General features: G+C 49.1%; 16 protein-coding genes. 14 read left to right on the top strand and 2 right to left on the bottom strand.

Annotation, left to right across the window (positions count from 1 at the left end):
- Window positions 1-197 precede the first annotated feature (197 nt).
- The 6 genes from V3C63_RS00165 to V3C63_RS00145 all read left to right on the top strand — a co-directional run bounded on the left by V3C63_RS00165 (window position 198) and on the right by V3C63_RS00145 (window position 2751).
- A complete protein-coding gene (locus V3C63_RS00165) occupies window positions 198-392 on the top strand; it encodes a hypothetical protein (protein WP_329885805.1) in 195 nt (64 codons plus the stop codon).
- 50 nt (window positions 393-442) lie between these two features.
- Complete coding sequence (locus V3C63_RS00160; protein WP_329885804.1) at window positions 443-703, top strand: hypothetical protein; 261 nt, start codon at window positions 443-445, stop codon at window positions 701-703.
- Between the two features lie 537 nt (window positions 704-1240).
- Entirely contained in the window at window positions 1241-1609 is a 369-nt protein-coding gene (locus V3C63_RS00155) for an FGGY family carbohydrate kinase (RefSeq protein WP_329885803.1), read from the top strand.
- Window positions 1569-2192 carry a serine hydrolase gene (locus V3C63_RS00150; protein WP_329885802.1) on the top strand — a complete coding sequence of 208 codons (624 nt, stop codon included), beginning with the start codon at window positions 1569-1571 and terminating at the stop codon, window positions 2190-2192. The genes V3C63_RS00155 and V3C63_RS00150 overlap by 41 nt, the downstream gene beginning before the upstream one ends.
- On the top strand, window positions 2189-2497 hold the full coding sequence (locus V3C63_RS11685; protein ID WP_425355323.1) for a serine hydrolase: 309 nt from the start codon (window positions 2189-2191) through the stop codon (window positions 2495-2497). Before V3C63_RS00150 ends, V3C63_RS11685 begins: the two co-directional genes overlap by 4 nt.
- Window positions 2470-2751, top strand: coding sequence for a hypothetical protein (locus V3C63_RS00145; protein WP_329885801.1), 282 nt, complete (start codon window positions 2470-2472; stop codon window positions 2749-2751). The genes V3C63_RS11685 and V3C63_RS00145 overlap by 28 nt, the downstream gene beginning before the upstream one ends.
- 289 nt (window positions 2752-3040) lie before the next feature.
- On the opposite strand, the gene V3C63_RS00140 is transcribed toward V3C63_RS00145, so the two are convergent.
- Window positions 3041-3553, bottom strand: a complete 513-nt coding sequence (locus V3C63_RS00140) for a hypothetical protein (protein WP_329885800.1) — start codon at window positions 3551-3553, stop codon at window positions 3041-3043.
- Between the two features lie 218 nt (window positions 3554-3771).
- On the opposite strand from V3C63_RS00140, the gene lon reads away from it, so the two are divergent.
- From lon to V3C63_RS00120, 4 genes are all read left to right on the top strand, one after another.
- A complete protein-coding gene (gene lon / locus V3C63_RS00135) occupies window positions 3772-6075 on the top strand; it encodes an endopeptidase La (RefSeq protein ID WP_329885799.1) in 2304 nt (767 codons plus the stop codon).
- Window positions 6076-6216: 141 nt separating this feature from the next.
- Window positions 6217-7461, top strand: coding sequence for a quaternary amine ABC transporter ATP-binding protein (locus V3C63_RS00130; RefSeq protein ID WP_329885798.1), 1245 nt, complete (start codon window positions 6217-6219; stop codon window positions 7459-7461).
- Window positions 7454-9184 carry an ABC transporter permease/substrate binding protein gene (locus tag V3C63_RS00125; protein ID WP_329885797.1) on the top strand — a complete coding sequence of 577 codons (1731 nt, stop codon included), beginning with the start codon at window positions 7454-7456 and terminating at the stop codon, window positions 9182-9184. The genes V3C63_RS00130 and V3C63_RS00125 overlap by 8 nt, the downstream gene beginning before the upstream one ends.
- A gap of 114 nt (window positions 9185-9298) precedes the next feature.
- Window positions 9299-9688 carry a hypothetical protein gene (locus V3C63_RS00120; RefSeq protein WP_329885795.1) on the top strand — a complete coding sequence of 130 codons (390 nt, stop codon included), beginning with the start codon at window positions 9299-9301 and terminating at the stop codon, window positions 9686-9688.
- A 465-nt stretch (window positions 9689-10153) separates the two neighbouring features.
- On the opposite strand, the gene V3C63_RS00115 is transcribed toward V3C63_RS00120, so the two are convergent.
- Complete coding sequence (locus V3C63_RS00115) at window positions 10154-10318, bottom strand: hypothetical protein (RefSeq protein WP_329885793.1); 165 nt, start codon at window positions 10316-10318, stop codon at window positions 10154-10156.
- 173 nt (window positions 10319-10491) lie between these two features.
- Between V3C63_RS00115 and V3C63_RS00110 the strand changes: the two genes are divergently transcribed.
- The 4 genes from V3C63_RS00110 to V3C63_RS00095 all read left to right on the top strand — a co-directional run bounded on the left by V3C63_RS00110 (window position 10492) and on the right by V3C63_RS00095 (window position 13215).
- Window positions 10492-11037 (top strand): ECF transporter S component, encoded by a 546-nt coding sequence (locus V3C63_RS00110; protein WP_329885792.1) that lies wholly within the window; start codon window positions 10492-10494, stop codon window positions 11035-11037.
- A gap of 16 nt (window positions 11038-11053) precedes the next feature.
- On the top strand, window positions 11054-11251 hold the full coding sequence (locus V3C63_RS00105) for a hypothetical protein (protein WP_329885791.1): 198 nt from the start codon (window positions 11054-11056) through the stop codon (window positions 11249-11251).
- Between the two features lie 7 nt (window positions 11252-11258).
- Window positions 11259-11633 carry a hypothetical protein gene (locus V3C63_RS00100; RefSeq protein WP_329885790.1) on the top strand — a complete coding sequence of 125 codons (375 nt, stop codon included), beginning with the start codon at window positions 11259-11261 and terminating at the stop codon, window positions 11631-11633.
- Between the two features lie 304 nt (window positions 11634-11937).
- Window positions 11938-13215 (top strand): O-acetylhomoserine aminocarboxypropyltransferase/cysteine synthase family protein, encoded by a 1278-nt coding sequence (locus tag V3C63_RS00095; protein ID WP_329885789.1) that lies wholly within the window; start codon window positions 11938-11940, stop codon window positions 13213-13215.
- Window positions 13216-13360 lie beyond the last annotated feature (145 nt).

The raw sequence follows: 13360 nt of genomic DNA, 5'->3' as shown, positions 1-13360 counted from the left end.
CTATTTTGCGGGAAACCATTGTCGGAGTTGAGGTCTCTCCTGCGCTGACTAACTGACAAGAGCCTAGAGATAATAAAAGCGAAAAGCTCAAGGAAAGTGGCTTTTCGCTTTATTTTGTTGACAGACACCGGATTAAACTATAAGATTAGGTGCGAAAAACCAAAACAATGGTTTTGGCACGATACAAGGAGATAAACTTGGCACGATTTTATAAAACTATTCGGCTGACAAAAGCAGAAATGCTGGGCATGACTAATCGTCACACCTATCGGCTGATCCCTTTTGATCCGCTGATTCCGGCAGAACGCGCTTTACCGGAAGATCCGGGCTTCAGTGATGAAGCGATTCGGGGAGCACTGCGACAATTTGCCGGACATGTCGATTTTTTCTAAGACAAGCGGAAGCGGCGTTTGAAAACAAGATTAAAATCAGGAGAGAAATAATGGCAGATCAACAAAATGCAACGGCATTGCAGGAACAGGCCGTGAAGGAATTAGCAGCCCTTGGTCTTGGTCAGCTCGGCTACGCCAAAGATCGCAGAGCAGCGGCGAATATCTTATTCCAGAAGCTGCAAAGTGAAGACGGCGGCCAGCCAGAACTGCCGACAATGGATATGTTGGTGCAACAGAACTGGATTATGATTCGGCAGTTGGATCGCATTGAGCAGATGCTCTATCAATTAGCCGGTTCAAAAGAAGATTGAAAATAAAAAAGAGCTATCAAATCATTACCATTGGCTTAGTCGATGGTAATGATTTTTGTTTTATTTATTTTTTCTCGTACAGACATTTAGACGTTTATGCATGAATGGAGTACATATTCTATTACTTATATCAATAACGATTAAATTCAAAACCAATATTATGTGTTATTAATTCCTTAATTATAGGCAGTTTATAAATAGCATACGGGCAATTCGGGTTGTGTTGCGAAGACCGTTGAAACGGATTTAATGGATACACCTACAAGTTAGTTTTACGATATAGAAAGGGTTGGAAGGGAGCTTTTTGAAGGAGAGATCCGGATATCCTGGGATAAGACATCTGAAGCATCTTGGGATGCGAAAGAAAAATGCAGTAATTGACATTAGAAAAGAGATATAAGCAATGGGATCAGTTATTAAAATAATTTACCATAGTTATAGAATGTTTAAAGTGATATAATCGGGCACAAAAAAGAAGACGAAAGTCATCTGGCCTTTGGAACATAAAGCAGTACTGTCAAGTATGAATCAGAAGAGGTGTTTACAGATCCTTCGTCTTTTGCGATGAATGGGATGATGGGTGTTGCGAAGTTGGATTGGTCGGATGAACTTTTGGATGCAATAAATGTATCACGCGACAAATTGCCGCCTATAAAGCAGTCGGCTAGGCAGGTGGGCTGCATTTCACCAAAGGCCGCAGAATTCACAGGTTTTCATGCGGGAACACCGATCTGTGTCGGCGGAGGTGATCAGCAGTGTGCGGCCATCGGCTCAGACATTATCAAAGAAGATATGGCTGAAATTACGGTAGGGACAGCAGGTGTTATCGTAGCTACAGTGGATAAGGTTTATGAGGAACCGCGCCATGAGATCTATTTCTCCGGCCATGCCAATCCCGGCAAGTAGGATATGGAGGAGCGAGCAGGTAACGGCCGCTTCCAACTTAAAATGGTTTAAAGATACATTCTGTGATGCAGAAGAGGCTGTAAGCCGGGTATCCGGTCAAGATGTCTATGATATGATCTGCGAAGAAGCGGCTAATGCCTATGTGGGAAGCCGCGGTTTGCTCTGCTTTCCCTTCCATCAGGGTCGGCCGATGCCTTACTACTGTGACGCTGCCCGGGCCGGGGTGGAAGAAAACGATTTGGAAATAGATGCTGTAATGGCCATTAAGAATAATACGATTTTAGGACTTCATCGTTTTTCAGATGATATTTATCACAACGTTTTTTCCGTGGCGAAAAGTCATCTTGCAACGGCGGTCGGTTTTGCAATCGATGAAGGAAAATTATCGCTTGATGATAAACCCATTGAGACTTTCGCAGATATTATCCCCGGTGATATAGATCCCCGCTGGAATGATGTGACACTGTATAATCTGATGACAATGACATCGGGACATGGGGAGCCCTTTCTAATGGCATCAGACCGGAAGAAGCTCCGCGGCGAGACAGAAGAAAAGCTTCCTGAAGAAATGATGAATGGCTGATTTTTGCATTCACATGCCCGATGATGTATGAGCCCGGGAAAAAGTTCAGCTATGGCAATCTTGCACCATATGTTGCGGGACGCATGCTGGGAAAAGCGGTCGGGATGTCTGTCTGCGATTATTTGTATGAAAAGTTCTGGAAGCGGGCCGGAACCGCAAAGCCCCGTTGGGGCACGGATTCAAAGGAGCATACTTTCCCGGTCAGCGACCTGTTCCTTGATATTGCAGATACGGCTAAGCTCGGCCAACTCTATGCTTCGGGAGAACCTATTAAGGAATGCGTTTTCTGTCAGAAGAATGGGTGAAAAACGCCGGTGCATTTCATGTCCCGTCCTCATCCATTAATCCGGCAGGGGACGCGATCGATGAAGAGGCGGGATACGGACTTTATTTTTGGAGAAATCACGGTGATCAAAGCAGTTACCGCTGTTATGGCCGCGAGGCTCAGTTTGTTATCATTATGCCGGATAAAAATGCAGTTATAGCCGTACAATCAATGCAGCACGATGCCCAGCCGGCCATGGATGCAATATGGGAACACATTTTTCCACAGATATGATATTTGCGGTTCAGATTTGCTTATAACGTGAAGATTGTCTATGCCGCCTATGGGTTTAAAAGCTCATAGGCGGTTCAATTTAACAAATGTCGCATTTATGATAGGCATCTTTTTTGGCAGGCAAAAAAGCTTGCTGAAAGTATATTGAATCTGTAAGAGAAAGTCTGGGTTCTATCGCATTTTTTACAAGAAAATTACTATTTTTTACCTCAATATTTATATTTTATAGCATCAAAATCAGGCGGGACTTTCGTTCCGCCTTCGGTTGTTTTTAGAACACAATGGGCGATCAACGGGCAGCCCGGGTGAGAATAAGGCCTCGTTCTTTCAGAAAGACTGCCAGATCAGATTGCTCGCTTGCCGTGAGCTGGCCGAGAAAAACAATGGCCATCTGATGGTCTTTGGAGAAAAGCAGGCCATGTTCATTGGTAAAAACAGCATGGTGAATGGCATTGTAAGATAGGGTGATGCGCGCGCGGCCGCCTTGTCCGGACACATGGATTCCGTCGTCTTTGAACACAGTGGTCACATCGTATTCGTCGAGGCCGGTCAGGCGTTGGATAACTTTTAAGCTGTTTTGAACCGTTCGCCGCAGGCTGTCCGCATAGGCGACGAGGATGCCGACAGCGAGCACCAAAAGGGCAACCGCGGATTGAACGTTGCCCTGGTGCCAGCGAAACGCGCCGAGAGCAACCATAATGCCGGCCAATATCGGCATCGCTATATTAAAATGTTTGGGGTAAAGATAAGGACGTATCTTTTTGAGCAGTGCGGCATCGATGGTGCCGTTGGTTTGAAACATGGGAACCTCCGTCAGATTAAAGACATGTTGGCATTATAGCACGGCGCGGCATAAAAAACTTGCGCGATACTTAAAAAATAGGATTTTGCTTGCAATTCGATTTGACACGCATTATAATGCTGTCAAATCGAATGTTAAAGGTGGCTTTTAAAAGCCGTTTTTTTAACAGAAATGTTAGCACTCAATAATAAAGGCTGCTAACAAGAAGGGAGAAACGCATGACGGTTGTACCGATTTATAATATGGTGGTGGCACCCAATGCCCGAGTCTTTATGCAGACGGATCTTTACAGAAGATTGACGGGAAAGGATCCGGAGGAAAATGAACAGACGGTGCTGCTGATCGCGCGCAAGCAGGCGGCATTATCAGAAATGCGGCAGATGGATTTTTATCCCGTTGGGGTGTCCGGCCGTATTGTTGAAATCAACCAGAACGGATATTTAGTTTTTAGGACTGGAGATCGGGTTAACGTGGAAAATCTTTCGATCATTGATGGAGAAAGAATTGAACTTGAAACGATTCCAAAGCCGGATATTGAAGATTTAAATCCCGAGGACGAAAAGAACCGGTTGGAAACCCTTAAAAACAAGCTGGTGGAATCTGTCAAAGGCTTTCAATGGGGGCTCATCGCGCGAAACTATTTCACGCAGATGAAAACCATCGGCGAAGTCACATCGCTGCTTTCCATCTGGATGACCAATTCCCCGGACGAAAAATACGCGGTGCTTGAACAGAACAGCTGTAAAAAGCGGACGGCCATGATGGAAAAGATGGTCTATGAATATTTGGAAATCACCAAAATCACCAATGAGGCCGAAACCGAACAGAAAAAGGATTATGAAAAGCTTTATCGTCAGGAAGCCATCAAAAAACAGATGCAGTATCTGCAGAAGGAGCTCGACGAAATGGACCCGGAAAATGTATCGGATATTCGTCGGCTGGAATTGGCGGTTGAAGAATCCGGGATGAACGAAGAGGCGAAAAAGGAAGCCGGCAAGGTGCTCAGTCGCCTGAAGCAGGAGGGTCAGCATTCCCAGGAAGCCGGCATGCTCTACGATTATCTGGATTTTATGACGAAGTTGCCCTGGAAAAAGGAAGAAGCCAAGGCGATCGATCTGGATGAGGCCGAAAAAATCCTTGATGAAGATCATTTTGGGTTGAAGAAGGTCAAGCAGCGCATCGTGCAGCAGGTGGCGGTGATGAATCTGCAGCACAAGCAGTCGGGGTCCATTCTGCTTTTTGTGGGAGCGCCTGGCACCGGCAAGACCAGCATCGGCAAATCCATTGCCAAGGCTCTCGGCCGGGAGTACGTCCGTGTCAGTCTGGGCGGGGTGCGCGACGAAGCGGATATCCGCGGGCACAGGCGAACGTATATCGGCGCGATGCCCGGCCGCATCATGGACGGCATTCACAAAGCGGGGGTCTCCAATCCGGTGATGGTGCTTGACGAGGTGGACAAACTTTCGATGAGTTACAACGGCGATCCGGCTTCGGCTTTGCTCGAAGTGCTCGATCCGGAGCAGAACAACACCTTTACCGATCATTATGCCAACGTGCCTTACGATTTGTCCGATGTGTTCTTTATCTGCACAGCCAACAGCCTGGACATGATTCCCGAGCCGCTGCTCAATCGAATGGAAGTGATTCAATTCGAAGGCTACACAGCGACGGATAAGTTCCAGATTGCCAAGCGCCATTTACTGCCGCGAGCCTACGCGGCCATGGGCATTGACGAAGAACGATTAATGCTGCCGGATGAAACACTGCGCGCCATTATCTCGGATTACACGATGGAGGCCGGAGTGCGCGGACTCAAAAAACGCATCGATACCCTTTGCCGGGCAGCGGCGGTGCAGATTGTGAAGGGCGAGGGCGAACCGCTGACCATCGCGCCGGACGAACTGCGGGATTATCTGGATATGCGGCCGGTGACCCACGATCATATTCTGGCGAAGAAAAAGCCGGGAATTGTCACCGGGCTTGCGTGGACGCGGGTCGGCGGTGAAATTCTCTTTATCGAGACGCTGATGACCAAGGGCAGCGGCCGGGTGATTATCACCGGGCAGCTGGGCGACGTGATGAAGGAATCAGTGCAGATTGCCGTGAGTCTGGTGAAATCCATGTTTCCGGGACGGGCTGAAAAGTTTGAAAAGAACGATCTGCACGTGCACGTGCCGGCCGGAGCCGTGCCCAAGGACGGTCCGTCGGCGGGGATCACGCTAACGACGGCTATCGCCTCGCTGGTCTGCGAGAAAGCGGTCAGTCCGGAGTTTGCGATGACCGGTGAAGTATCTTTGCGCGGAGTGGCGACGCCCATCGGCGGATTGCCGGAAAAACTGATGGCTGCTCAGCGCGCCGGGATTAGGAAGGTTTTTATCCCCAAGGACAATGTGGACGATTTAAAGGATGTCACCGACGAGGTGAAAGCCAAGCTGACCATTATCCCGGTGGAAACCGTGCAGGAAGTACTCGAAAAAACCGGCGTGATCGACGAGATGCAAGACACGCTAAAAGCTGTTTAAAACAATAAAATTATGATTAAAGATCCTCATTTCCTTTGATGGGAATGGGGATTTTTGAATGCATAAAAAATTTATGTTATAATATTTAAACTAAGTTAGTTTAATTCAAAGCGAAATCATGGAAACAAAGGAGGGATTCGCATGCGTCAGATCACGATTAAACATCTGACTAAGATATTTGGCAAGCGTAAAAAACAAGCAATGAATATGATTAAAGCTCATAAAAGCAAGACAGAAATTCTTGGAAAAACCGGTTGTACGGTCGGCGTTTATGATGTGAACTTAGAGATTGAACAGGGAGAAATTTTTGTAATCATGGGGCTTTCGGGCAGCGGCAAGTCGACGCTGGTTCGAATGCTGAATCGTTTGATTGAACCGACGAGTGGTGAGATTCGCTTTGAAGATGAAGATGTGGTTCAAATGAATGATGAAGCGCTGCGGGATTACCGGCGGAGCAAAGTGAATATGGTCTTTCAGAATTTCGGGCTTTTTCCGAATCGGACGATTTTAGAAAATACGGAGTACGGATTGGCTGTTCGCGGGGTGGACGCTGCACAGCGCCGGCAGCGAGCAGAAAAAATTCTGAAAGACTTTCATTTGCTGCCTTTTGCAGACCAATATCCCGACCAACTTTCTGGCGGAATGCAGCAGCGCGTCGGTCTAGCCCGGGCCATTGTCAACGATCCGGAAGTGCTCCTCATGGACGAGGCTTTCTCGGCGCTCGACCCGCTGATCCGGCGCAATATGCAAGATGAGCTATTGGAGCTGCACGAAAGTTTGAATAAAACCATTGTTTTTATTACCCACGATTTGAATGAAGCATTGCGTTTGGGTGATCGCATCGCCTTTATGCGCGACGGGCAAATTGTGCAGGTGGGCACCGGCGAAGAAATTCTCATGCATCCGGCTGACGAATTTGTTCGACAATTTATTCAGGATGTGGATGTTTCTAAGGTGCTCACTGCGGAAAATGTGATGATCCCGGCAATCACGGCCAATGTTGAGCTCGACGGCCCTTATGTGGCGTTGAGGCGCATGCGCAAAGAACACGTTTCAATGCTGATGGCCATCGATCGCAAGCGCAAGCTCAAAGGGACGCTCCAGGCAAAAGAAGTACTGCTTGCCAGCCGGGAAGGGAAGAAATTGACAGAAGTCATGGATCCTCAGGTTCAAAAAATTCCCAAGGAGACACTGGTAACAGACATTTTCAATCTGATTTATGATTCGCCGACGCCCTTGGCTGTGGTGGATGAAAAAGACCGCCTGCTTGGCGTAGTGATTCGCGGCACAGTGCTCGAAGCGCTGGCCGATATCAGCAGCACAGAAGTTTCGGATCAGAATACACCGGACACGGTCAAGCCAGATAAGGAGGATGCGCATGTTTAAAATATTAACCACAGCGATTCCGGTAGCTGACGGCGTTGAGCATGTTGTCAGTTGGATGACCAAAGCTTGGGCGGGGTTCTTCTCCGCGGTGCAGTGGGGCGGCAAAGGCGCGATGGATGCCATCACTCGATTTTTGGTATTTCTGCCGCCGGTGCTGGTTATTCTGGGACTGACCGTTGCAGCTTATTTTGTCGCGAATCGGAAGAAAGGATTGCCGATTTTTGTATTGATCGGCTTGCTCTTTGTCTACAATCAGGGCCTATGGGAAGATATGATGAACACGGTGACGCTGGTGTTTATGGCGGCGCTTCTCTCAGTGGTCATCGGAATTCCCCTGGGGATTCTCATGGCGAAAAAAGATCGGGCACAGATTGTGATTCAACCGATTCTTGACTTTATGCAGACCATGCCGGCCTTTGTGTATCTGATTCCGGCAGTGGCTTTCTTTGGCATTGGCATGGTGCCAGGGGTCTTTGCATCGATTATCTTTGCGCTGCCGCCGACGGTGCGCTTTACCAATCTCGGCATTCGAGAGATCCCGCGGGAACTCATCGAGGCATCGGACGCCTTCGGATCGACCTCTTCCCAGAAACTTTTTAAAATCGAGCTGCCTTTGGCGAGAAATACCATTATGGCCGGCATTAACCAAACGATCATGCTTGCGCTGTCAATGGTGGTTACCGCCTCGATGATCGGTGCGCCCGGGCTGGGCCGCGGCGTGCTTTCAGCGCTGCAGCGTGCCCAGGTGGGCAATGGTTTTGTCAGCGGGATGGCACTGGTGGTTCTCGCCATTATCATCGACCGCTTTACACAAAAATTAGCGGTGGCGGATACCAGGCGCAAGGCAGTGGCCAAGACAACACAAGCCAACCCCAAACGCCGGCGGGTGATCAGCGGCGTCGTAGCCGCGCTGATCGTGACTGGCGTGGTGGTGGCCTCCCACATCGGCAGCGGCAGTCAACAGGAAATCAAGCTTGCTTATGTGCAGTGGGATTCTGAAGTGGCATCAACTCACGTGATCGCAGAAGTTTTGAAAGATCAGGGCTATAAGGTAACTTTAATACCGCTGGATAATGCCGTGATGTGGGAATCGGTCGCCCGGGGAGAATCTGATGCTATGGTTTCGGCCTGGTTGCCCAGCACCCACCGCGCGCAGTATAAACAATACCGCAAGGAACTTGTCAATCTTGGGGCGAACTTGACCGGCGCAAAGTTGGGGTTGGTCGTTCCTGATTATATGCGTGTGGATTCGATTGCGGATTTGTCGACTGAGGCCGGCCAAACCGTCACGGGCATTGAAGCCGGCAGCGGTGTGGTTACTGCAGCGGAAAAAACGGTCAAAACGTATCCGAATCTGAAAGGATGGAAGGTCACGACGACGTCCAGCGGGACGATGGCGACGGCGTTGGGCAAGGCGATTGATCAGCACCAGCCAATTATCGTGACCGGCTGGAGCCCTCATTGGATGTTTCAAAAATATCATTTGAAATACCTGAAGGATCCAAGAGGCACCATGGGGAAGGCAGAGCATCTCAGCACCATGGCTCGCAAAGGGTTGAAAAGTGATATGCCTAAGGCTTACCGCATCCTCGATCACTTTCATTGGACGACGGAGGATATCAGCAGTGTGATGTTGGACATTCAAAATGGTATGGAACCGGAAAAGGCAGCAAAAAAGTGGGTTAAGGCGCATCCCGATCGGGTCGCTCAGTGGACGCGCTAAACGCGGGAAATTAAAAGAAAGACATGAAAAGAGCGCGGCGATTTGCGAAAGGTGGGAGCTCCTGTTAAAATAAGGCGATCAAGCACATAATGGAAAAAGAAAGGGGAACACCGAATGAAATTATTGGTCGGTGAGAACAGAGCACCCATTACTTCAGAAGATATTGACCGTTTCATGGCGTTTGCCGCTAAGGCGCTCGGCAATTTGCAGGATTTGTCGCTGAATGAAGATGAACGAATGGCCAGTCGAGACGCCCTGTGGCGGCGGCTGCGCATCGAGGAGGATCGCACCCGGGATGTATTTGATCAAAATAGTGCCGACGTGAACATGCTTCAATGGCGCGTGCATCGGGCGTCGCCGATTCTGCCGGTGCACGAGGCGTTTTTAGAGCGGCAGGTTGCGCGGATTCGGGAACTCAACAGCTTGGCACAGGAGATGCGGGATGTGATTGCCGAGATAAAGGATCATCTGCAAAAATTGGAGAACTACCGCGTATTGGGTTAAGCACATGAGCGAAAGGATTCATTGATGAAAATAAATTTTGAATTGCTTTACAGCTCTTTTGATCCATGCTATAATAATGTCGTAAACTTTGAGGGAAGTTTATATTCTCGCATAAGCGTTATTGTTATGGCAATGCGCTAAAAATTCCATATTATGATTCCTTATTTGTTACCGGTCATACAGACCGGTATTTTATGCATGAAAAAACCACGCGTTAGACGCGTGGTTTTTTCATGCAATAAGGCCATGGACAATGCCATGGCATGAATCTCTTCGTTTATGATAGTGCACTTGGAGTATAATGAAGTCTTGAAAGGCGCTTGGAGCTAGCCGCAAATATATCGTCACGACGAACTATGCGGCTGCGGCCACGATCACCATCATCGGGCGTGTGACTGTGATCCTGAGCATCATGCTCACCATTGCGATCGTGAATGTCGTCGTGGGCGCCGCCATGCATAGGTTCTAATCGTCGATATAATTTTGGAGCAACAAGAGCATCCTCTGCAGGATGGCGTCCTTCTTGGCAGGATCTTTTTCTTTCAGAGCGCCAGCCAGAGAATCCCGGAAAAAACTGAGCAGGAGCTTAACCTGCTTTTCGTCGACGAAATGGTTGGTTGTTTCGGTCATGATTTGTCTCACTTTCTTTCCGTTGAATGGGTCTTATTATATTAAAGAAGCGACGGCAAATTGCAAAACGGAATTGAGCGGCCAACTGACCTTATTAAAATTTATTTAAATGGGTATTTATAGCCGGGCCAGGAAAGCGGATAATGGGAGGCGTCAATAGAGGAGGTTTTCAAATGAAAGAACGAGAAACAGATCACCGTTTAACACTGCAGGATCTGGTGACCACCGCTTTAATGATTGCGCTGACTTTCGGCATGACCTTTATCAATGTGCGGCTGCCGATTGCGGCCAACGGCGGCTTGGTTCACTTGGGGAATATTCCCCTGTTGATCGCCGCAGTGATCTTTGGCAAGCGGACCGGCGCTTTAGCCGGAGGGGTCGGCATGGCATTATTCGATTTGGTCGGCGGATGGACGCTTTGGGCGCCTTTCACCTTTGTGATCGTCGGCTTGATGGGATACGTCGTGGGCGCGATGACGGAAAATCATTGCGGTTATCGTTGGTATGTGGCAGCCATTGCGGCCGCCTGCGCGATTAAAATCGCGGGATATTATGTTGCTGAGAGCATTATCTATGGGAATTGGCTCGCACCGGCGGCGTCGATTCCCGGAAATCTGGTGCAGATGGGACTCGCGGCGGTCGTGGTGCTCGCGGTGATTGGTCGATTGGATTTGGCAGCGGCGCGCATCGGATTAAAACCTCAGACGCCAAAAGTTTGAGGCCGGCGGCGATCCTATGCTAAATAAAGCGGAGATACTGCAGCTTTTCACGCGTTATCTTTATAACGAGAAACATTTGCCGATGGCAACCGTGCGCCGCTATCGCGATGCAGTGGCGGCGGGCAAAAAAGATCCGCTGGCAATGGCTGCTTTTCGGGAATTTCGGGAACGGTTGCCGCAGATTGAAGCATTGACAAATCCGGATGAAAGGTGAACCACCCATGGCATCACAGGAAAAAACGGATGACGCCTTGGCATCGCAGATCGTAACGGCGATGCTCAAAAAAGCGCAGCCCTTTGAGAGCGCAGCCTTTACAAAGTGGCTTGAGAAGCGGCAATATTCAGAATTTCAAATCGTGCAGATTGAAAATCGTTTGGATATCGCGGGAATGTATTTGCAATTATTTCGTCTGGGAGACAAGGCGTTTTCTGCGGTGCAGACGCCGGAGGAGGTGAAGACGGCGATTACCCGATTAAAGCGGAACGAAGATTTTAAGCGCTTTGTGAAAAAGCAGGCGGTTGATTTTGATTTGGCCTTTGAAGAAATACTGGCCTTTGTCCACTTTCAGGCCATGCTGCCGATTTGGAATGACTGATTGCGGCGGACTATGCTATAATAAAATCAATTAATCATCGGTTATTCAAAAATAAAGGAGGATCAGATGAAATACCATCGTTTTTTCGCCTGGGCAACCGTGTTTTGTTTTATTGCGACCATGATCACCGGTTATCAAAAACAATAAATCGGTACCTAAAACGTCTTTGGAGGAAATCCCAAAGACGTTTTTTAGTGAGCATTTTCTGAAGAAAGGACGACACAGACGGATAAAAATCAAAAGTGCATCATCGGGCTATGCTATAATAAAACGCAGCAATATTGATAACCAGAGAGGACTATCTATGAAAAAAGAAACACAATGTATCCAGGCCGGGTACGAACCCCAGAACGGCGAATCACGGTTAATGCCCATTGTACAGAGCACGACCTTTAAATACGATTCCAGCGAGGCCATGGGCCAGTTGTTTGATCTGGAAGCCGAAGGCTATTTTTATACACGGCTGCAGAATCCGACGAGCGACCGGGTGGCGGCTAAGATCGCAGCGCTGGAAGGTGGCACCGCCGCCATGCTGACGGCATCCGGTCAGGCGGCAACTTTTTATTCGGTGTTTAATTTGGCGGGTGCCGGTGATCATGTGGTGGCTTCGTCAGCGATCTATGGCGGGAGTTTCAATCTGTTCAACGCGACGATGCGCCGAATGGGCATTGATTTCACCTTCGTCGATCCAGACTGCACGGATGAAGCGCTGGCGGCGGCGTTTAAGCCCAATACCAAGGCGGTCTTCGGAGAGACCATTGCCAATCCGGCCCTCATCGTTTTTGATATTGAACGTTTTGCTAAAGAGGCTCACGCTCATGGGGTGCCGCTGATCATCGATAATACCTTTGCGACGCCCATTAACTGCCGGCCTTTCGAATGGGGGGCGGACATCGTGACCCATTCCACCACGAAATATATGGACGGACACGATGCGACAGTCGGCGGCTGTATTGTCGACAGCGGGCAATTCGACTGGATGGCCCATCAAGAAAAATTTCCAGGGCTGACCACGCCGGATGAATCGTATCATGGCATTACTTATGCGGAAAAGTTTGGCCGGGGCGGGGCGTTTATTACCAAGGCGACGGCCCAGCTGATGCGCGATCTCGGTGCGACGCCGTCCCCGATGAACGCGTATATGCTGAATTTGGGGCTGGAATCGCTGGCCGTGCGCATGGAACGCCACTGTGCCAATGCTCAACAGGTCGCGGCCTTTCTCGAGCAGCATGATCAAATCGCCTGGGTCAACTATCCGGGACTGCCCGGTAACCGTTATTACGAACGAGCGCAAAAATACATGCCAAACGGCACCTGTGGGGTGATTTCCTTCGGGGTGAAGGGCGGCCGCAAGACAGCGGAAGCCTTTATGAAGCATTTGAAAATCGCGATGATCGCGACCCATGTGGCCGATGCCCACACCTGTGTGCTGCATCCGGCCTCTTCAACCCATCGCCAGATGACGGACGAAGAGCTGATTGCCGGCGGGGTGGCACCGGATCTGGTGCGTCTGTCGGTGGGAATTGAAGCCGCCGATGACATTATCGCCGATCTCGATCAGGCTTTGCAGGTAGTCGTTTAAGCTTGGCATCGGTGCGATGCATTCATGCAATCAGAACAACTGGAGGCCGAAAGGCCTCTTTTTGTATGCAGCAAACCACGCGTTGGGCACGTGGGTGGGTTTTTAAAGAAACAAGCCGGTGCATTGCAAAAAAAATACACAATCA

Source organism: Pseudoramibacter faecis (assembly GCF_036289405.1).
Taxonomy (GTDB): Bacteria; Bacillota; Clostridia; order Eubacteriales; family Eubacteriaceae; genus Pseudoramibacter; species Pseudoramibacter faecis.
This window is presented reverse-complemented; position numbering and strand designations above follow the sequence as displayed.